We start from the raw sequence: 19,541 nt of genomic DNA, 5'->3' as shown, positions 1-19,541 counted from the left end.
CCTATTGTTACTAGTTATAAACCTTCAAGACCTCATATTGAAAACCTATATACTGATAATTTTGTCTCTGATACATTTCTCTTGGGGTATCATCCCCATCCGCGACTAAAATTACTTTTCTATCTTTATAAGAATCCATAACCATTTTCTGTAATCTACTGCCAATTCCCTTACGCTGGAAAGATTCAACCACAAACAAATTATCAATCTCAGCGAATCCATCCGTCAGAATAACATCCACTGCACCAGCAGCAATCCCTTTATAGTAAGCGATAATCTGAATAATCGAATCACTGTCAAAATGGTGTTTCAGCAAATTCTGTTTCTCTCGTGCAAAGTTCTCTCCATACGTCAGGTCCTGTTCGTACTGTAGAAGTAGATAGTCCTTGAACGTCTCCCTACTTACCTTCTTAACTTGAATATCTTTATTTGCTAGAACCTCAGGGAAATTTTGAGGTTCGATGACATATAATTCATTTTTGGAAATGGAGTATTCTTGCTTATTCAGGTACTCAATTAGTTCAATTGTAGGTTTTCCGTCTTGAGGAAAAACAAATTCCACGTGATGTTGCCCATGTTTTGCATGAAAGTCACGTAATAAAGTTTCTGCTTCTAAAAATTCATGAAGCGTTGGCATTCTTTTGAATGCTATAAAATTACTAGAATACCGATTCAACATTTCTGGATAATGATAATGTTGATAGAGATTATTTTCATTAATGATGTTTCCTATTACGTCAATATTGTTAAATGATATATTCATCGTTGTCTCCTTAATCTTCCTGTTACCCTGTGCAGATCATGATCACATTTTGGTCCGGGTCTCGTACGGTGAAGAAAGATAAATCTTCAAATCGTATTATTTCAGAATCGATATCGTAATTTAGTTGTTTAATATAATCATAGGCTTCATCAATATCATCCGTATGAAAATTGAACAATGGATGATCTAACCCACCTAGATGTTTAGAAGTATCATCTGGACCAGCATCTAAAGTTATTCCTACCTGTGAATTAACTTGCAAGTTATATACGGGTCTTTTTACGGTTGATAAATCATGATCTTGTCCTAGTAAATTACAATACCACTCCACAGAACGTTCCAAATTACTTACATGAATAAAAATAGTATGGACCCTATTTTGAATTGGGCTCTTCAAGTTCCCCACTCCCCTTAAATTATCAGTCTTTATTCTATCTAATTCGACAGACCACCAAGAATTCCTTTTATTTCAGGGGAAAAATTCATTTCGAAATATAGACCTATAATCTACAAAAAACTTTTTAACCGATAAATTAAAAAACGCTCATTCGAATTCTTTTCGTAATAGTAAGGCACCTTTACTTCCTGAATTAGCTCAAAAGCCGTATCATTTTCTAAATAAAAAATGTATTCCTTGGAAGGATAATAAATGATGATATCTACGTTTCTCGGTAACTCCTCTACTGATAATAGAATTCGATTAACGACTCGTTGGAAGATATGGACCGAGAATGGATTGAAGAAATAAAAGCAATTATCTTTTTCATCAATGTCATATTCCTCTGCTCGACAACATTTAAATTCAATTTTTTCGATATACCTATTTGTTTTTTGAGCATAGTGTTTTCGGTTTTGGAGAGCTTTCTTAAAAGAGATTTCATTCATCTCAATTCCAACCACAAAAGCATGATAAAAGTAATGGATAAAGAAATTTAGTCTTCCTAGCCCACAACCAAAGTCAACAACTTGGTCACTGCTATTCAATTCATATTGTTCAAACAGTGCCTCTAATGCTTCATACGGTGTTGGTTCATAGGGATAATAATGGCCTAATTTATTGGGGACGCCTTTCCCATTTGTATGTATGTTCAGAAGTTTATCGTAAGAATACTCCTTCATATGATATTCACCCTAGTTGTATTTTTATAGTTATTCTACGCTTGTTCGTATGTTTAGACAAGGTGTTCTCAGGGTGTGTTCTAACTGCTTGATTTCCTGCTTGTTTTCCCTCGTCAACACGGTTATCATTAAAAGGTATTTAGAAAGGACGTATTTACTTCATGGACAAGCGCGTATATTTTTTAATGATTGTTTCGTTTATCGTTGGAATGGTTGAGCTAATTATTAGTGGGTTATTAGATTTAATCGCTAAAGATCTAGATGTATCTCTAGGAGCGGCAGGCTTTCTAGTGACTATCTTTTCATTAATATTTGCCATTGCATCTCCGATTTTACTTATCATGACAGCTAAGATTGAACGGAAAAAGTTAACACTAAACTTCTTAGTTCTTTTCTTACTTGGGAATATCATATCTGTTATTAGTCCAACTTACACCATATTATTACTTGGGCGAATTATCTCTGCTTTAAGTGGAGCACTTCTCATTATCTTATGTCTTGTAATGGCACCAAGACTTGTGGAACCGAAATACCGTGGTCGAGCAATTGGTATTGTATCGATGGGAGTTAGTGGTTCTTTAGTGCTTGGCGTACCGATTGGGCTAATGTTAGGAGAAATGTTTAGTTGGCGAGCACCTTTTATACTTATTTCGGTATTAACAGCATTCTCTATTATCGGTGTTTATCTATGGATGGATCGTGTTGAACCAAGGCCCTCTGTGCCAATAGGTAAACAACTTGCCACGTTGAAGAGTCGGAGAATACTATTTGCACATATTACCACCTTTTTATATATGACCGGACACTCTGTGCTTTACACTTATCTAAAGCCTTTTCTACAGGAATCCATGGATTTGGAAGCAACATGGATTAGTGTTATCTTCTTAATCTTTGGTATAGCCGCCGTAAGTGGCGGTGGAATTGGTGGTACCTTAGCAGATACATTAGGAACAAAAAGAACCGTGATATCAGCTATTGTTCTTTTCGGTGTGATTATGATGATCATTCCATTTACAACTGGTATCATGCCGATATTCATTATTACCTTAATTATATGGGGTATTATGAGCTGGGCTATCTCCCCCGCTATGCAAAGCTACCTCATAGAGAGCTCACCAGAAACTGCTGATATTCAACAGAGCTTAAGTAATTCTTCCTTACATTTTGGAATAGCAGTAGGAGCATTCTTTGGAGGAATTATTATTGGGCAATTTACTACAGATGCCAATGCATTTGTTGGAGGAATATTAATTATTGCTTCACTTGGATCTATGTATGTCTCGTTAAGAAGTGGAAATTCAACGAAAGCTTCCACCACAAACTAACCCTTACAAAAATACCCCTGGAGAGATATTCCCCAAGGGTATTTTTATATTAAGCTACATCATAGCCTTGATCTTCAACCGCTTCTTGCATTTTTTCTAATGTAACTTTTGACTCATCATACGTTACATTTACTTTACCAGTGCCTAAATCTACTTCCACAATGGATACACCTTCTAACGTATTTAGAGCACCTTCTACTGACATTTTGCAATGACCACAAGTCATGCCTCTGACATCTAGAGTAGTTGTTTGCATATTATATATCTCCTTTCTTAATGGTTTAAGTATTTTATTGGGGACTGGACTTGCTACCGTCCCCAATAAGAATTTATATTAAATTTTTACTCGTTTCAAACGAAGAGAGTTCGTTACAACACTAACCGAGCTAAAGGCCATCGCTGCACCAGCAATCCAAGGTGCTAACAGTCCTAATGCTGCGATTGGTATCCCTGCGGTATTATAACCGAATGCCCAAAATAAGTTTTGACGAATATTTTTAATGGTTGCCTTACTTATTTTAATTGCTTGTGGAATTAACAATAATTCGCCACCAAGAATAGTTACATCTGCAGCTTCAATCGCCACCTCTGTACCTGTTCCAATCGCAATACCAATATCTGCAACTGCTAAAGCTGGTGCATCATTTACACCATCACCGACCATGGCTACTTTCTTACCTTGCAACTGAATTTCTTTTACTCGATCCGCTTTCTCCTCTGGTAAAACTTGGGCAATAACTCGGTCTATACCAACCTGTTTTGCTATTGCATTAGCGGTACGTTCATTATCACCGGTTAACATGATCACTTCTAATCCTAATTCTTTTAGTTCTCTAATTGCTTGAGCAGCTGTCTCTTTAACTGTATCCGCAACGGCAATGATACCTTTAAATTCACCATCTACTGCGATTAACATAGCGGTATTACCATTCGTTTCGTAGTTAACGAGTTCTTCTTCCACTTCAGAAACAGATATATGATGGTCATTCATTAACTTTCTAGTACCTACTAATATAGTTTTACCGCCTATAACTGCTTCAATACCATGCCCAGGTATTGCACGGAATTCTTCTGTCTCTACTAGCGGGACACTATTTTCTGTTGCATAAGCTACAATAGCATCTGCTAATGGATGTTCTGAGCCTTTTTCAGCGCTAGCCAGTAATGATAATGTTTCCTCGTCTGCAGTAAAATGAGTAACCTCAGGTTTTCCTTTGGTAATCGTTCCTGTTTTATCAAGAACAATCGCATTTAATTGATGTGTCCGTTCTAAATGTTCTCCACCTTTAAATAGAATCCCACTTTCCGCAGCTCGACCAGAACCAACCATGATAGAAGTTGGCGTTGCTAGTCCTAAAGCACATGGACATGCAATTACTAATACAGCAATTGAAGCAACTAATGAAGGTTCCAATTCACCTGGTGTAACGAAAATAATCCAGACTAAGAATGTTAGAAAGGCTATCCCAACAACAATTGGTACAAAGTAACCGGAAATCACATCTGCTAAACGTTGGATTGGTGCTTTGGAGCCTTGAGCATCTTCTACAACTTTAATAATCGACGCCAGTGCTGTGTCTTTTCCAACCTTAGTTGCTTCCATCTCAATCGTTCCGTTTTTATTGATGGTTGAACCAATCACATTAGCCCCCGCATCTTTTTCAATCGGAATCGATTCACCTGTAATCATCGATTCATCAATAGAAGTTCTACCTTTGACTACAATACCATCCACCGGTATTTTTTCTCCCGGTTTTACAACAAGACTGTCGCCCACAACAACTTCCTCAATTGGAATCATTAATTCTTCTCCATCTCGTAATACCCTTGCCTGCTTCGCTTGAAGATTTAATAATTTTGATATTGCCACTGTAGTTCTGCTTTTAGCACTCGTTTCAAGGTACTTACCAAATAATATCAAGGTAATGAGAATGGCACTTGTTTCAAAATATAGATGTGGCATGTATTCTGGATTACCAATGGTTTTGAATGCCTCATATAGACTATAGAAAAACGCTGCACTTGTACCCAGCGCCACTAAAACATCCATATTTGCCCCACCATTGCGAAGGTTTTTATATGCACCAACATAGAATTGCCAACCAATGATAAATTGCACCGGAGTAGCCAACGCAAATTGGAACCAAGGATTCATGAAGATATCTGGTATATTCATTCCACCTAAATGAACTAACATAGTTACTAATAATGGTGCAGATAATATGGCAGAAATAATTAACTTTATCTTCATTTTTTGAAGTTGCTTTTCTTTCTGTGTTTGTTTTTCTTCTTTATCTGCTTTCCGCTTTGCATCATACCCGAGTTTTTGAATCCTTCCGATTAAATCAAGTTCCTCAATAAGCCCAGGGTTATATTCAATGGAAGCACTCTCTGTTGCTAGGTTAACCGTTGCCTGCTTAACCCCTTCTTGCTTATTCAACACTTTTTCAATTCGAGTGGAACATGCCGCACAGGTCATGCCTAATACATCAAATTCAACCTTTTCCAATTGTACCCCGTATCCAAGCTTTTCAATCTTTGCCGTTATATCTTGAACGGAAACCGTAGAAGGATTATAATCAACCGTTGCCTTTTCAGTCGTTAAATTGACCTGTGCCTCCACGCCTTCCATTTTGTTTAGAACCTTTTCAATCCGATTGGAACACGCGGCACAAGTCATCCCCGTTACGCCAACGGTAATATGTTGAGATTCACTCATTTAGAATACCCCCCTTACTTGGAGAAATGTTTCATGATCTCCATTAGTTCGTCAATTGCTGCATCACCTTCACCAGATCTAACAGCACCACTTACACAGTGTTTCATATGTCTTTCTGTCACTTGATAGCCAACTTTTTTCAATGCTGCACTAATGGCGCTAATCTGAACTAATATATCTGCACAATAGCGATCATCCTCAACCATCTTCTGTATACCCCGAACCTGTCCTTCGATCCGCTTCAGACGATTGACTACCGCTTGTTTTTCTGCGTCTGTTCTTGGTGTAACTGGATGATCATGTAAAAAGTGATCCATGTGAACACCTTCTTTCGTTATCTTTAATTATACTATACCCCCCTATAGTATAATTGTCAAATGAATTTACTTATTGTTATATAGGGGGAATTACTATTACTATAAATGTTTACTTTCCTTCTAGATTTAAATCTATAAATTTAACGCTGCCTTAATTTGTTCAAAACCAAAGCGGTCCACAAAACGATAGAATTTCTCTCTTTTTTTCCCATTCTCTCGGTAAATATCTAGAATTTGGTCAACAAGTTGATATAATTCCTCAGGATTTAAGTTCTTTCTTACTAACTGGCCTGCCCTTGCTTCTCTCCCTTTAGGATGGCCACCAATATAGAGCTCATATTCATCATGATCCTTCATGACACCTATGTCATTCATTAATGGCTCACCACACCCAATCGGACAACCTGTATAAGCAGGACGCAAAGTAAATGGAACCTCTTGTCCAGCAATTCTCTTATTTAGCTCTTTAGCTACAGGCATTCCTTCCTCTATTTCCCCCTTACAAAAATTACATGTTCGAAGGTTCTTTACAAACTTCCCTACCGGATAATGAGAAAGACCAACTTCTTCAAACCTTCTCTTTGCTTCTTCTATTTTTTCTTCAGGTATCTGCACAATTAGTTGTTGTAGAGTTGTTAATTCGATTTCACTATCCTCATCCAGATACTCCCCTAATACTGCTAATTGTTTTGGCTTTAGCTTTGAACCAAAACCAATTCCTCCATTCACTGCTAGAGGTATATATTTTTTTATCAATGTATTTTCTCCCCTTGCCATCTTCATGATCTGTCTTTATTATCTTTTGTTTTTATACTATACCCCCGGAGGGTAAGATTCAAATGATAAAACTTAGATTGACTATCTTAATATCATTTTTAGTCAAATAATCACCATTTTTACTTGAACAGTAACGCAAACATATTTATTACCCATGCATTTAAAGGTATTTTATCCCAATTATTGCTAATGATAGTAAATATAAAATTAGGAAAGGGGTACATAGAATGATTGAATTAGAAACGGAATTAGAAGGAAAAAGAATATACTTCGGAGATGCCCGCAGACTAGCAAAACAGTTCGGCTTAAGTATGTGTGGAAGTTGGGAGTATGACGGGGCTTTCTTTGATGCTACGATGCATCGCGAAGGTGGAGAAACGATATATCTTCGCATGCCTTTTCATGTGATAGAGGGAATGTTGGATAGAAGTGATGCATTTATTGAGTTTAGGAGACCGTTTATTATTAAACACGTTGTACATCTAGGATTAGATAAAGATGAGAATTCCTTACTTGCAGCAACAGGTTTTAACCAGTTTCAGGCTCCACTCGATAAAGACGGTCATATCCGCGATAAGACGAAGTGGGAAGAGATTGGGGAAGATGTGTCCAATCAGTTTGCCAACGAGATAGCTGTTCGTAATAAATCTATATCTTAAAAGATAAATTTAATATATATGACTAAAGCAACATATCTTTTATGTTGCTTTTTGTTGTTTCACAGCTGAATTAACGAAATAAATTAATTATTTTTCATTATTTATTTATTTTGATTTTTCTTGACAATTGTTTGTACGTACATATAAAATACTAGATATGTAAGCGTTTTTCAAAAAAATCAAGGAGGAGAAAGTGCATGAAAAAGTTACTATATTTTAGTTTAATAATCACTTTAATTCTCATTTTATCCGCATGTGGCGACTCTACCTCAGGTGAAGGCGGAGATGGAGTTTATACGGTTGGCGTTGACACTACATATCCACCATTTGAATATCAAGAAGATGGTGAAATGAAAGGAATCGATATTGATTTAATCAATGCAATTGCTGAAGACCAAGGTTTCGAGATTAAGATTGAAGCAATGGATTTCAGTGGGATTATTCCTGCCATGCAAGCTGGTGAACTTGATATTGGTATGGGTGGAATGAGTATTACTGAAGAACGTAAGAAAACAGTAGACTTTTCTGATCCATATTTTGAATCTGGTTTATCACTAGTAGTTGCGAAAGACAATTCAGAGATTACTAGTATTGAAGATTTAGAAGGAAAGACAATTGCTGTTAAAAATGGAACAACTGGTGCTAATTATGCAACGGAAAACAAAGACGAGTACGGCTACGAGATTATCCAAGTGAAAGACAGTACTTCCATGTTCCAAGAAGTTTCAAATGGTAGTGCCGATGCTTTATTGGAAGACTATCCAGTTATCATGTATGCCATTGCAACAAGTGATCTTGAATTAAAAGTTGCAGGAGATAAGTTAAATGGTGATAACTACGGTATATCTGTATTAAAAGGTAAAAATGATGAGCTATTAAAGAAAATAAATGATGGATTAGCTAATTTAAAGGAAAACGGAAAGTACGACGAGATTATCAGTAAGTACCTAGGAGAGTAAGTAATCTATAAATGAAGCGAGCGCGCAAATAATTAGCGCGCTTTCTTGTTTAAAGGAGTTGAATCAATGGAGGCCATCATGAATGCCCTTCCTTATCTTTTGGAAGGATTAAAAGTGACTATATATATATTTGTTATTGCGATTATTCTTGGTTTTATAATTGGACTTATCATGGCATTGTTACGCTTATCACCTATCAGGGCATTAAATTGGATAGCCAAAATATTTATCGATGCTATTCGTGGAACCCCTATTCTAGTCCAGTTGTTCTTTTTCTACTTTGGTCTAAACTCTCTAGAATTTATCTCTTTTGATCGAACTACTGCGGGTATTATTACTGTAGCAATTAACGCTGGAGCATACTTTGCCGAAATAATCCGCGCTGGTATCCAATCGATGGATAAGGGTCAAACCGAAGCAGCACGTTCCCTAGGATTGACTGGCACGCAAAATATGCGCTATATCATACTACCTCAAGCATTTAGAAGGATGCTACCAACCTTTACAAACCAAGCAATAATCAGTTTAAAGGATACATCCTTACTATCCGTAATCGGGATTGCCGATTTAACACAACAAGGACAAATTGCTATTGCAGCAACATTCAAGGCTTTTGAAATATGGCTTGTAGTAGGTATTATGTATTTCCTATTAATCTATTTATTATCCCTGCTATCTAGTTTCCTGGAAAGGAGATTTGAACTACGGTGACAATGATTGACGTAAGAAACTTAAAGAAATCATATGGTAAATTAGAAGTATTGAAAGATATTAGTGTAGAAATTAAAGAAAAAGAAGTGGTCTGCGTAATTGGAGCATCTGGTTCGGGTAAAAGTACATTCCTTCGTTGCTTAAATCGTCTAGAAGAAATTACCGATGGTCAGGTCATAATTGATGGGCAGGATATAACAGCAAAGGAAGCAAACATTAATAAAATACGCCAAGAAGTGGGTATGGTATTTCAACAATTTAATTTGTTCCCTCATAAAACAGTATTAGAAAATATTATCCTTGCACCCATGAAAACGCGTGGAACACCAAAAACAGAAGCAACGAATAAAGCGATGGAACTTCTTGATAAGGTTGGTCTGAAGGAAAAAGCAGGAAGTTACCCTGGCGAACTATCTGGTGGACAGAAGCAACGTGTGGCAATCGCAAGAGCATTAGCAATGAATCCAAAAGTAATGCTGTTTGATGAGCCCACTTCCGCTCTAGATCCCGAAATGGTCGGGGATGTGTTGGAAGTAATGAAACAACTAGCACAAGAAGGTATGACAATGGTCGTTGTAACACATGAAATGGGCTTTGCCCGAGAAGTAAGTGATCGTGTATTATTTATCGATGAGGGTGTTATTGCAGAACAAAATGTACCTAGTGAATTATTTACGAATCCAAGAAATAAACGTACCCAAGCATTTTTAAGTAAAGTGTTATAGAGGAGTTAGTTACAAGTAATTCAATTGGGCAGATTTTCTGATTTAATAGAAACTCTGTCTTTTAAATTAGTTCTTATTGACAGAATTAGCGATTTTTAATTAACTTTGTCTTTTAGACCCGTTCTTTTAGACAGAGTTAACCCCTTTTCCTTAACTCTGTCTTTTATAACCATTTGAATAGCCTCAGATAATATTTCTCTATACTCCACTGCCCCATCGTTACAGCATAATACCAGGATCCGTAAGATACTCCATATTCACAAATGGTGAAGTTGAATTTAGCTTACCTTTTATTTGCTTAATAAGTACCTTTTCTCCATCAAGCCACTTGTTAAAGTCAAAGATTACAGGTTTCTGATTTCCACCAATTGAAAACCAAGCTTTCATTTCTTTTGGGAAATAAGCAGCCGTGTGCAAGGTCCCTGCCCACGCGCCATACTTCTCGGAAAATACCCCTCTTTCTATTTCATTCATCATTTGGAATGCTTGATAACCATCTTGTAAATCTGCTCCTTGAGCACTCATCTTTCCCTGTCTTTCCATGGATTCATCCATTCGATACCGATTTTCCTCGGTTAATTTTTCAAAGTGGTTGGTACAAACATTACCTTGATGTATATCGACCCTACGCGGGGAGGCTTCTACCACGTATGTCTGGCCCTTCCGATCTAACAGTACATAATTAAATGAATGCCTATGTGGTATCTCCTTAAGTAGATCAACTGCTTCTTCAACGGATGCACAGGTCTCCAAGATAATTCGCCCTAGCATATTACAAACAAAACCGCTCCCAGACTTTTTTCGGTTAACAAAGTTGTATCCCATCGCAAGTCCCTTTTCATTCAACCCATCAATCCGCCCGGTTATTTGCATCGAAGGTCCGACTACAGCATACCCCCGGTCGTTAGGTTGATAAAATACATATCGCCCCTCATAAGAAGCTGGGTGGTTATCATAATTCCGTATCATAAAATCTTTGCCCGTAAAGATAGAACAGCCGCTTCGACCATACTCCAAATAATATCCACCAAATTCACGTATCGCATCATGCATATTCATATCTAAAGCATCAGCAAGTCCCTCTATTTCATCCCATATTCCTGATGCAAATTTAGTCAATACATTCTTTACTTCCCTTACATCAATCGAAAAATGAAATTTCCTTTTCGCACCCCATTGTTGTTCCCGATTAGGGAGAATAGGGGATTCCTTTAACCGCTCACCTTGCATATAGCCGAAATCATAATGACTACCTCGAAATTGGATGATATCACTATATACTTGTTTCATCATAATTCTCCCCTCTGATTTACCAATAGTGTAGATTATTTTTGATAAGATATGAAAAATTATGCCTATGGAATAAAAGCACCACTATAAGCCAATCTACTAAAGAGGTGAATAGTATGACAAAAGAAGATGCAAAAAAGAAATTTAGTATGCCAACCCCGGCAAATGTGGACGGTGAATTTGGAGTACAAAATGGACTTCGTGAGAATTACCCTTTTGATTATCAGAACAAAATGGTTGGAGACTCTGTAAAGGAACATAAGGAGTTAGAGGCAGCTAATGAAGTTATTGCAGAAAAGGAGATAGGTCAGAGTTTTAATAACTCTTAAGGGTATACCATTCATTTAAGGTTGAAATTTTATCTTCTTCATTGTATTAATACAGGCTTATTTAAGAGACCCCGAACAGCGGAGTCTCTTATTTATCTATTATCTCTAATTTAATTAGAACGCAATTAGTCAAATGCCTTACATCAAATCTTGAGAAACTAAAAAGCACAACTCCTAAAATTGTGCTTTTAATCAATCAATCTATTATTCCGCTGCCATAGCCTCTGCCTTTGTTCGATGAATCGTTCCACGAGGATGGTGTGGCGGCGCGTAGATTGTATAAAGTTTGATTGGCTCATTTCCTGTATTTATCAGGTTATGCCATGTTCCAGCTGGTACCATAATCGCGGAGTCTTCTTTTACTCTCTTTTCAAAGTTTAAGTTATGTTGACTGCGGCCCATTTTAACGACTCCTTGACCTTCCTCTATACGTAAGAACTGATCAGTATCTGGATGAACTTCTAACCCGATATCTCCTCCGACTGGAATACTCATGACAGTAACTTGAAGATATTCACCAGTCCACAGTGCTGTGCGGTAATTCTTATTTTGCTCACTTGCTGCTTCAATATCGACAACAAATGGATTGGGACCATAGTCTTGTAATGGAACCCTAGACTTCATTTTTTTAACTTGCCATGTACCCCATCTTTCATCTACAGGCCAATTAGGCTGCATTCTAACATCATGAAATTGCGGTACATAATATGGGGTAGGATATGGATATGCATATGGGAAATAGTACATTTTTTCCATCCTTTCATAGAATTTCTAAACTATTCTATGCAGATAGTTGGGTATGTGTACTTATTGAAAGATAAATGAACGTCAAGTTAGCTTTAAAACCTCACTTAAGTCATCAATGATGAAGTCCGCATCATCACAACTCCAAGTGTCATCTCTTTTCAATACACTAATCATTCCTGCATTATTAGCAGCTTTTACATCGTTAATGGGATGATCTCCTATGTAGATTGATTCATGAGGAGCAACACCTAATTCAGATAATGCTTTACGAAATATTGCTTGGTTTGGTTTCTTGATCCCTTCCCACTCTGAAATTAGGATCACATCAAATAAACTCTCTATTCCTAGTGCGCGGATATTATCCATTTGGAATTGGCCGAGACCATTTGTAATAACACCTATACGAATGGATTTACTTTTTAACTGTGTTAGTGTCTGTTTTAAGTTTGGGAAAGGTATACAGTTCTTGTGGAATTGTTCCATATAGTCTTGGAGCAAGGCTTCCCAGGTTATAAGGTTTATATAGAATTCCTCTGTTAATTGTTGATAAACAATATCTTTCCAAACATACCCCTTGTTGTCTAATTCTAGAAATCTTGAGATATATTGTTCTTGCGGGATATGACTCAAGTACTCGATCAACCTATCATACTGACTCTCTATAAAGTGTTTAACTGAAGCATCCCTGTTTAATAGCGTCCCGTCTAAATCAAATAACACGGCTTTAATTATTAGTTTCACTCCTTTACTATCCAGTCGTTGTATTTATTTACCTTTAAGCCTAGGTCGTTTGTTTCCAACCACTCCATTGCTTTCAGAACAAGTGGAGATGCATTATCTTCTGAAATATCCTGCCGATTTACCCACTCAGCACCTAATGAATCTTGTCCTTCAAATTCTTCAGGAACTGATATCTCTCCCCCAACTTTCATCACCTTGTAGAACACTGCGATATGGTGTACATCGGTGTGACCTTTCCATTTCCAAGGAAGAAGAAAATCTGAAATACCTATTTGTTCTACAATTTCAATTTCAATTCCTGTTTCTTCTTTAAATTCGCGCACCATCGCCTCAGATAAACTTTCCCCCTCTTCTAAACTACCTCCAGGAAGGTCAAAGCGATTTTTATACGGCCCACCATTCTTATGTATTACTAGCAATTGATTGTCTTCTACATAGATACCATACACTCCAAATGCTCGGTGGTACTTTCTTTTATACGACAATTTCATCACCCCCAGTAGAAAAGGCCATGGGGACAGGTTCATCGGCCCGTAAATACCATGCCACAGTACATGTCCCCATGACTCTAATTAGTGTGTTTCCCTATCTCAAATTGTCCCTTGGAATTGATACTGATTCTATGATGATCGGAAGTTTTTATTTCTATCGGATATACAGCAGATAATTTATCAGAAAAGATCCATCTTCGTCCAGGCTGGTTTAAAATGATAAAAATTCCTTTATCTTTATCACCCATAAAGTTCAAAGAGGTTGAGCTTAACGGCTTATTAAACCTTTCATAAATACCATTCGCAATCATTTCGTTTCCAACAGAAATGGCATCTTTTACTGTTAGACCGATTTCACTGATATTGATTATGTCATGAATAGAAAACGGATTAACCCCTTCTTCTGACGTTTTTCTAGCAATGAATTCAACAATATTTCCGGAAGGGTCGGAAAAATACAGTGCATCAGCTCTCATAAACGAGAAATGAGCTTCATCATCCCCATCTTCTTTACTTAGTTCTACTCTTTCACTTGCCCATGACTTTGCCTCATGAAATACATTAGAAGGTATATTAAACGCAAAATGATAATAAGGGTTCCCTTCCACACCATCAGATGTAAAACCTAGCTCACTAGAACCAGTTGCAATACGAAAGCTATGCTCATCTTCATTCACTAGAGGAAATCCTAGCTTTTCAACATAAAATTCTCTCATGTCTTTTATATTTGTAGTATGTAAGAGTACGGATGTTATTTCCATTATGTGACCTCCTGTTTTTACAAAACTTTCTGTCACCATTAGTATAATAGGTTATCAGCAATAAGAAAAATACTAATTACAAATTCATATGTATAATTAAAGGTTATACTTGGGTTGGTAAACCCTAGTTGCCGCATATTTTCTATTACAATAAACCGTGCTAAAACAGGCCAGAAAAAAGAAAGCAATTCATCTTGATGAAAAAGATCAAAATGAATTGCTTTACTATAATGCCTAGTTTGTATTGAAGATAGTTTTGTTCTTCCCTGAATTCTTAGCCTGATATAAAGCTGAATCCGCTCCTTTAAACAGTTGTTCCTTATTCATACCAGCTACCAAATTCTGTACGCCAATACTAACCGTAACCATTTTACCATCTAAATCACTAAAAGATAGATTTGATATAGCTTTTCTAATCCTTTCGAGCTTTTGAATAAACTCTTCAGTGGATGGTCCTATACTAATAATCGCAAATTCTTCGCCACCATAACGAGAAGGAAAATCATCACCTACCATGTGTGACTCTATTAGTTTAGCCACTTCAATAATGACATGGTCACCCGCTCTATGCCCGTACGTATCATTAATTGATTTAAAGTTATCTATGTCTAGAATTGCTACATGAACACTAAATTTCTCTGGTGATTTAAAGGCGAAGATGGATTTAAGATGTTCATGAAATGATCGGTGATTATATAAATTAGTTACTGCGTCAACTCGAGTTAATCTTTCCATATGTATATTCTTAGAAAATAGATCTTGTTTCTCTTTCTCAGTTTCAATTAACTGGTTTGCTAATTGATAGCTGTGCTTTATCAACTTGTATAATAACAGCGTAATACCAATTAACATAGCAATAATAAAGATAAACTCTGAATGCTTCATATTTGGTCTAAGACTGTCTGAAAAAATATATATAGATAAAAATGAGATAATTGCCATATAAAAAGCAAATGTTAATAGTTTAGTTTTGTAAAAATATAAAGATATCAGAACCGGAACAATTAATAATAAAAGCGCCATCGTCAAGGTTTGTAAACCATAGATAATGACATCAATAATGATCGTAATAATAACTAGCAACCAATATTCTAAGTGCTTTATTTTCTTTGTATAAAGAAATTCTAAGATTACCATTAACATGATAAATTGTATGGTAGGAGGTACCATGATTTCTTTTACAAATAACCATTTATCATATGTTGTGAATATAAGATTTGTACTAGTTCCTATGATGTATAGCCCAACACCCATCCATAAAATATTTAGTATATCCCTAATTAACGAATGAGTATTTATAACCTCTTTGTTATTCATAACTTTCCTCCAAGTCAAGGTAACACACCTAACGCAACTTTAAGCAATTGCAAATCTTACATTCGCTCATCTGTATCCATTATAGTACTCCAATAAATTGTTATAAAGATTTTAACTATAGACAATATTATCCAAAAGAATATTGGATGATTTGGCTTGTGGTGAAGTATATTCAAAGCCATTAATACTTTAAGCAATATAACAGACCATAAATAAGAATAATTTTAAGGTCAAATGCCATCATAACCTTATGAAAGAAATTAAAATAAGGAGAGAAATAATGAAAAAGTTGCTAAACTTCATGACTGTTTTTATGTTAGTTTTCGGAACCTTTGTTATTAGTGGACCAACAACTGCTAATGCACAGATCGAATATGTTCCAAATGCAGGAGTCTATATCAATGGAAAAGTGGTAAATGGAATTAATCCAATTATTGAAAATGGCGTTTATTACTTACCATTTGTTGATCTTGCTAAGATATTAAATTACAACAGCATAAAATTTGAAGAAAAAACAAAGACCTATGAGATCACAGACGGTTCAACGGTTATTCGAGTAACAATGGGTGGGACTAGGGCCAAAAAAGGTAACGAATATATAAATATAAAGCCTCCAAGATGGATTAATGAAACAGGATATATTTCCTTACATGCTGGTGGAGCTTTGTTTAACTCCTATATTACGTTTAAAAAAGAAAATGGCTCTATTCAAATCCAAAACCCAGCAACTAAGTATGCGGTCCATAAAGGTGATACACTATACAATATTTCTCGCATACACCATATCAGTGTTCAAGAACTAAAACAAGCAAACAATCTTACCTCCAACCTAATTAAGGATGGACAAATATTAAAGTTACCATCTCCTGATACGTCAAAAGGTGAAATGGAACCTATCAAAGAAAAGAAGCCTGTTAAAAACAATAGCAATGCATCCGTAGGAGAACAGGCAGAAAAAATCCTAAGGGAAGCCAAGAAATATATTGGCGCGAAATATAAATTTGGAGCAACACTTGCTGAGGCACCAAACTTATTTGATTGTTCGTCTTACACACAATTTGTCTTCGGACATGCTGGTGTTCAGCTTCCAAGGGTTTCTCGGGACCAGGCGAGTACGGGTGTTGCGGTTTCCACTTCTAACCTAAAAGCTGGAGATTTAATGTTCTTTACTATGAAGGATACGTATACCGATGGAAGAGTAGCCCATGTTGGTATTTATATGGGTGATGGAAACATGATTCATGCTTCCACCTCCAAAGGTGTCATGATTACAACAAACGTATTGCAAAATCCTTATTGGTCAAAAAATTATCTATTCTCAAAGCGTGTACTTCGATAAACATCAATTGAGATAGGGGGAGGTGACTAACCTCCTTCCCTCTCACACCACCGTACGTACGGTTCCGTATACGGCGGTTCCAGATTATGTATGACGCAAAATTTCATATCTAATGGTTATGCTCTTTAGCCCTTGGTCTGTCCAGTATTTGGTGCCAAGGGCTATGTGTAATATAGGACTCTTTGCGATACGCCAATATGCTTTCCTAGAGTTTGCCCATTCATATGCCTTTTGTGGCGATATTCCTAACGAGATAAGTTTCTTCTTCTTCGTTTTGGGTAATCTCCATTCTTTCCAGCGTATCATTCGAAGTCTTCGGTGTAACCACGATTCTAGCTGTTTTAGTTTGCTTGGCGTTTCAATCAATTGATAGTACCCAAGCCAACCATTGAGATAACTATTTAGTTTGGCAATGCGTTGTTCCATTGTTATTTGATGTTTTCGTGAAGTCCATTTCCTAATACGTGCTTTGAATCGTTTAATGGATTGCTTTGCTAATCGAATTTTAGGCTGTTTCTTATTGTTTGTGAAACTAAACCCCAAGAATTTACGTTTCCAAGGGCGGTCTATCGTACTCTTTTCCCGATTAACCTTGAGTCTAAGTTTCTTTTCGATGAACGTTGTGATGGATTCCATCACTCGCTCTCCAGCACGTTTGGATTTCACATAGATTTGAAAATCATCCGCATACCTCACGAATTTGTGACCACGTTTCTCCAGTTCTTTATCCAGTTCATCTAGTACAATGTTGGAAAGTAATGGACTTAATGGACCACCTTGTGGTGCTCCTTCTGTGATTGGACGGACCAGTCCGTTTTCCATTACACCTGCTTGTAGGAAGCTTCGGATAAGACGGAGAAGTGCTTTGTCTTTAATCTTATTCGCAAGTCTTGCCATTAATCGGTCGTGGTTTACTCTATCGAAGAATTTCTCCAAATCCATATCTACAACCCAGCGATATCCTTCTTTCATATAAGCTCTTGCCTGTTTGACTGCGGTATGTGCCCTTCTGTTTGGACGGAATCCATAACTGAACTCCGAAAATGTTGGGTCAAATACCAATGTTAATTGTTGGGCAATTGCTTGTTGAACGAAACGGTCTGTCACCGTAGGGATACCTAACTTCCTAGTCCCTCCGTCTGCTTTCGGGATTTCGACTCGACGGACTGGTTTCGGTTGATAGGTACCCGACCTCAGTTGGTTCGTTATGGTTGTCCAATTTTCTACCAAATGATTCCGCAGGTCTTTTGTGGTCATTTGGTCGACACCATGACTTCCTTTATTCTCTTCTACTCGTTTAATTGCTTGTAAAAGATTCGGTCGTGCCAGAATCCGTTCCATCATGAGATATTCCTCCTGCGTGAATCACCATTCTTCTTGTGCCATTTCATCCTCCACCCTCTTAAAGTCCCCCACGGGATTCACCGTTTCCTCCTCCAAGTAGGTTGTTATCTTTTCTGTTTCATTGGATGAAATGAACGCCTAGATGTGATTCTTCATAATCGGTTCAGTCCTTCCCTACTTCCTTAAGTAAAGTAGGTACTGTGACCTCTGCTGACGCCTATTGTTCAACAACCCTTCACAAGGTTGCTTACCGTGTGAGCACGGCACTCCAATAGGTTCTCCCCGGGTAAGAGTACAGACTTTCCTTCCATGTCCCCGCCTCATTTACTCTGTAATACCTTTGGCAGTAAGAACTTTGTCTTGTTTAGCAGACTCATTCAATATTACCTAGCCTATATGAGATTCGTGTTCCTCGGGGCGGAAGTTTGCCGCCGACTTCCTTCAGACATGACGGTCACCCGTCATGCCCTTGTCTTAAGCTACAGCTACTACTGCCTTCACTGTTCGGGACTTTCACCCTATAGTCTGCACCCATGCCGGGCACACTAAAAGAATATTCCCTAACTAATTGGTTAGGAAATATTCTTTTATAGAGATTACTCTGGAATAACTACATATATTCTTGATGTATCAGATGCAATTTGACCAGTTGTTTTTGAGTATGCGGTTACCGAAGCATAGTATGTTCCTGTACTTCCATAAGTACACGGCATAGTGGTCGAGCCAGGACCTGAAAAAGGATTAGTAATCCTAGAACCATTACCACAATTCATAGTGACATCGTAACTTCCTATTTCACCACCCCAAGACAAGTCAAACCAAAGAGTAGTTCCTTTGGAAATGGTTAGGTTTCCAGGGCTAAGTGTAGCATACATGAAGAACGCACTTGCAGGATTAGTAAATGCTGTCAAACCTAGTATCGTTACTAATGACATGATAATAAGTTTGGCTCGCTTTTTAGATAAAACTCCTTTTAACATAACTCTTCCCTCCTATATTATTTTTAATTCAATATATAATTCGATAAAGTATTTCATTTTTCCTTCTGTTTTTACAGAAAAATTAATATAATTTAAAATAATTAAATAATTGAAGCGCTTTTTGAGAT

The 19,541-nt window shown here is 37.0% G+C and carries 22 protein-coding genes; 7 read left to right on the top strand and 15 right to left on the bottom strand.

Annotated elements, in window-relative coordinates; all coding sequences use genetic code 11:
• Positions 1-10 precede the first annotated feature (10 nt).
• The 3 genes from BN999_RS07355 to BN999_RS07345 all read right to left on the bottom strand — a co-directional run bounded on the left by BN999_RS07355 (position 11) and on the right by BN999_RS07345 (position 1,882).
• A complete protein-coding gene (locus tag BN999_RS07355; protein ID WP_096270746.1) occupies positions 11-763 on the bottom strand; it encodes a GNAT family N-acetyltransferase in 753 nt (250 codons plus the stop codon).
• Between the two features lie 22 nt (positions 764-785).
• Positions 786-1,169 (bottom strand): VOC family protein, encoded by a 384-nt coding sequence (locus tag BN999_RS07350; RefSeq protein WP_255247416.1) that lies wholly within the window; start codon positions 1,167-1,169, stop codon positions 786-788.
• A 101-nt stretch (positions 1,170-1,270) separates the two neighbouring features.
• Positions 1,271-1,882, bottom strand: a complete 612-nt coding sequence (locus tag BN999_RS07345; protein ID WP_096270744.1) for a methyltransferase domain-containing protein — start codon at positions 1,880-1,882, stop codon at positions 1,271-1,273.
• 161 nt (positions 1,883-2,043) lie between these two features.
• On the opposite strand from BN999_RS07345, the gene BN999_RS07340 reads away from it, so the two are divergent.
• Positions 2,044-3,207, top strand: a complete 1,164-nt coding sequence (locus BN999_RS07340; RefSeq protein ID WP_096270743.1) for an MFS transporter — start codon at positions 2,044-2,046, stop codon at positions 3,205-3,207.
• Positions 3,208-3,256: 49 nt separating this feature from the next.
• On the opposite strand, the gene copZ is transcribed toward BN999_RS07340, so the two are convergent.
• The 4 genes from copZ to BN999_RS07320 form a co-directional block, all read right to left on the bottom strand.
• Positions 3,257-3,463, bottom strand: a complete 207-nt coding sequence (copZ, locus tag BN999_RS07335; protein ID WP_096270742.1) for a copper chaperone CopZ — start codon at positions 3,461-3,463, stop codon at positions 3,257-3,259.
• A gap of 78 nt (positions 3,464-3,541) precedes the next feature.
• Positions 3,542-5,926, bottom strand: coding sequence for a heavy metal translocating P-type ATPase (locus BN999_RS07330; protein WP_096270741.1), 2,385 nt, complete (start codon positions 5,924-5,926; stop codon positions 3,542-3,544).
• A gap of 14 nt (positions 5,927-5,940) precedes the next feature.
• The gene (locus BN999_RS07325; protein WP_096270740.1) at positions 5,941-6,243 is read right to left on the bottom strand and encodes a metal-sensing transcriptional repressor; all 303 of its coding nucleotides are present in this window, start codon (positions 6,241-6,243) and stop codon (positions 5,941-5,943) included.
• Between the two features lie 132 nt (positions 6,244-6,375).
• Positions 6,376-7,026 (bottom strand): nitrite reductase, encoded by a 651-nt coding sequence (locus BN999_RS07320; protein WP_255247415.1) that lies wholly within the window; start codon positions 7,024-7,026, stop codon positions 6,376-6,378.
• A 221-nt stretch (positions 7,027-7,247) separates the two neighbouring features.
• On the opposite strand from BN999_RS07320, the gene BN999_RS07315 reads away from it, so the two are divergent.
• The 4 genes from BN999_RS07315 to BN999_RS07300 all read left to right on the top strand — a co-directional run bounded on the left by BN999_RS07315 (position 7,248) and on the right by BN999_RS07300 (position 10,074).
• Entirely contained in the window at positions 7,248-7,679 is a 432-nt protein-coding gene (locus BN999_RS07315) for a YugN family protein (protein ID WP_096270739.1), read from the top strand.
• Positions 7,680-7,876: 197 nt separating this feature from the next.
• Complete coding sequence (locus BN999_RS07310; RefSeq protein WP_096270738.1) at positions 7,877-8,638, top strand: transporter substrate-binding domain-containing protein; 762 nt, start codon at positions 7,877-7,879, stop codon at positions 8,636-8,638.
• Positions 8,639-8,704: 66 nt separating this feature from the next.
• A complete protein-coding gene (locus BN999_RS07305) occupies positions 8,705-9,349 on the top strand; it encodes an amino acid ABC transporter permease (RefSeq protein WP_096270737.1) in 645 nt (214 codons plus the stop codon).
• Between the two features lie 2 nt (positions 9,350-9,351).
• On the top strand, positions 9,352-10,074 hold the full coding sequence (locus BN999_RS07300) for an amino acid ABC transporter ATP-binding protein (RefSeq protein WP_176481919.1): 723 nt from the start codon (positions 9,352-9,354) through the stop codon (positions 10,072-10,074).
• A gap of 219 nt (positions 10,075-10,293) precedes the next feature.
• On the opposite strand, the gene BN999_RS07295 is transcribed toward BN999_RS07300, so the two are convergent.
• Entirely contained in the window at positions 10,294-11,364 is a 1,071-nt protein-coding gene (locus BN999_RS07295) for a C45 family autoproteolytic acyltransferase/hydolase (protein WP_096270735.1), read from the bottom strand.
• Positions 11,365-11,480: 116 nt separating this feature from the next.
• Between BN999_RS07295 and BN999_RS07290 the strand changes: the two genes are divergently transcribed.
• Positions 11,481-11,693 carry a hypothetical protein gene (locus BN999_RS07290; protein ID WP_096270734.1) on the top strand — a complete coding sequence of 71 codons (213 nt, stop codon included), beginning with the start codon at positions 11,481-11,483 and terminating at the stop codon, positions 11,691-11,693.
• A gap of 204 nt (positions 11,694-11,897) precedes the next feature.
• Here the strand turns inward: BN999_RS07290 and BN999_RS07285 are convergent, their stop codons facing one another.
• From BN999_RS07285 to BN999_RS07265, 5 genes are all read right to left on the bottom strand, one after another.
• A complete protein-coding gene (locus BN999_RS07285) occupies positions 11,898-12,440 on the bottom strand; it encodes a cupin domain-containing protein (protein ID WP_096270733.1) in 543 nt (180 codons plus the stop codon).
• Positions 12,441-12,521: 81 nt separating this feature from the next.
• Positions 12,522-13,172: an HAD family hydrolase gene (locus BN999_RS07280; RefSeq protein WP_096270966.1), complete on the bottom strand. Its 651-nt coding sequence runs from the start codon at positions 13,170-13,172 to the stop codon at positions 12,522-12,524.
• Between the two features lie 5 nt (positions 13,173-13,177).
• Positions 13,178-13,666: an NUDIX hydrolase gene (locus tag BN999_RS07275; protein WP_255247414.1), complete on the bottom strand. Its 489-nt coding sequence runs from the start codon at positions 13,664-13,666 to the stop codon at positions 13,178-13,180.
• Positions 13,667-13,749: 83 nt separating this feature from the next.
• On the bottom strand, positions 13,750-14,433 hold the full coding sequence (locus tag BN999_RS07270; protein WP_096270731.1) for a VOC family protein: 684 nt from the start codon (positions 14,431-14,433) through the stop codon (positions 13,750-13,752).
• A gap of 234 nt (positions 14,434-14,667) precedes the next feature.
• Positions 14,668-15,750: a GGDEF domain-containing protein gene (locus BN999_RS07265; RefSeq protein ID WP_096270730.1), complete on the bottom strand. Its 1,083-nt coding sequence runs from the start codon at positions 15,748-15,750 to the stop codon at positions 14,668-14,670.
• 280 nt (positions 15,751-16,030) lie between these two features.
• On the opposite strand from BN999_RS07265, the gene BN999_RS07260 reads away from it, so the two are divergent.
• Positions 16,031-17,089 carry an NlpC/P60 family protein gene (locus BN999_RS07260; RefSeq protein WP_096270729.1) on the top strand — a complete coding sequence of 353 codons (1,059 nt, stop codon included), beginning with the start codon at positions 16,031-16,033 and terminating at the stop codon, positions 17,087-17,089.
• Between the two features lie 84 nt (positions 17,090-17,173).
• Here BN999_RS07260 and ltrA read toward each other — a convergent pair whose 3' ends face one another.
• Together ltrA and BN999_RS07250 are read right to left on the bottom strand one after the other, a co-directional pair.
• Positions 17,174-18,433, bottom strand: coding sequence for a group II intron reverse transcriptase/maturase (gene ltrA, locus BN999_RS07255; protein WP_096270728.1), 1,260 nt, complete (start codon positions 18,431-18,433; stop codon positions 17,174-17,176).
• 596 nt (positions 18,434-19,029) lie between these two features.
• Positions 19,030-19,413, bottom strand: a complete 384-nt coding sequence (locus tag BN999_RS07250) for a hypothetical protein (protein ID WP_096270727.1) — start codon at positions 19,411-19,413, stop codon at positions 19,030-19,032.
• Positions 19,414-19,541: the final 128 nt, after the last annotated feature.

Source organism: Paucisalibacillus globulus (assembly GCF_900184735.1).
Taxonomy (GTDB): Bacteria; Bacillota; Bacilli; order Bacillales; family Amphibacillaceae; genus Ornithinibacillus; species Ornithinibacillus globulus_B.
The sequence above is the reverse complement of the archived record's forward strand: the minus strand, read 5'-3'. Positions and strand labels throughout refer to the sequence as shown.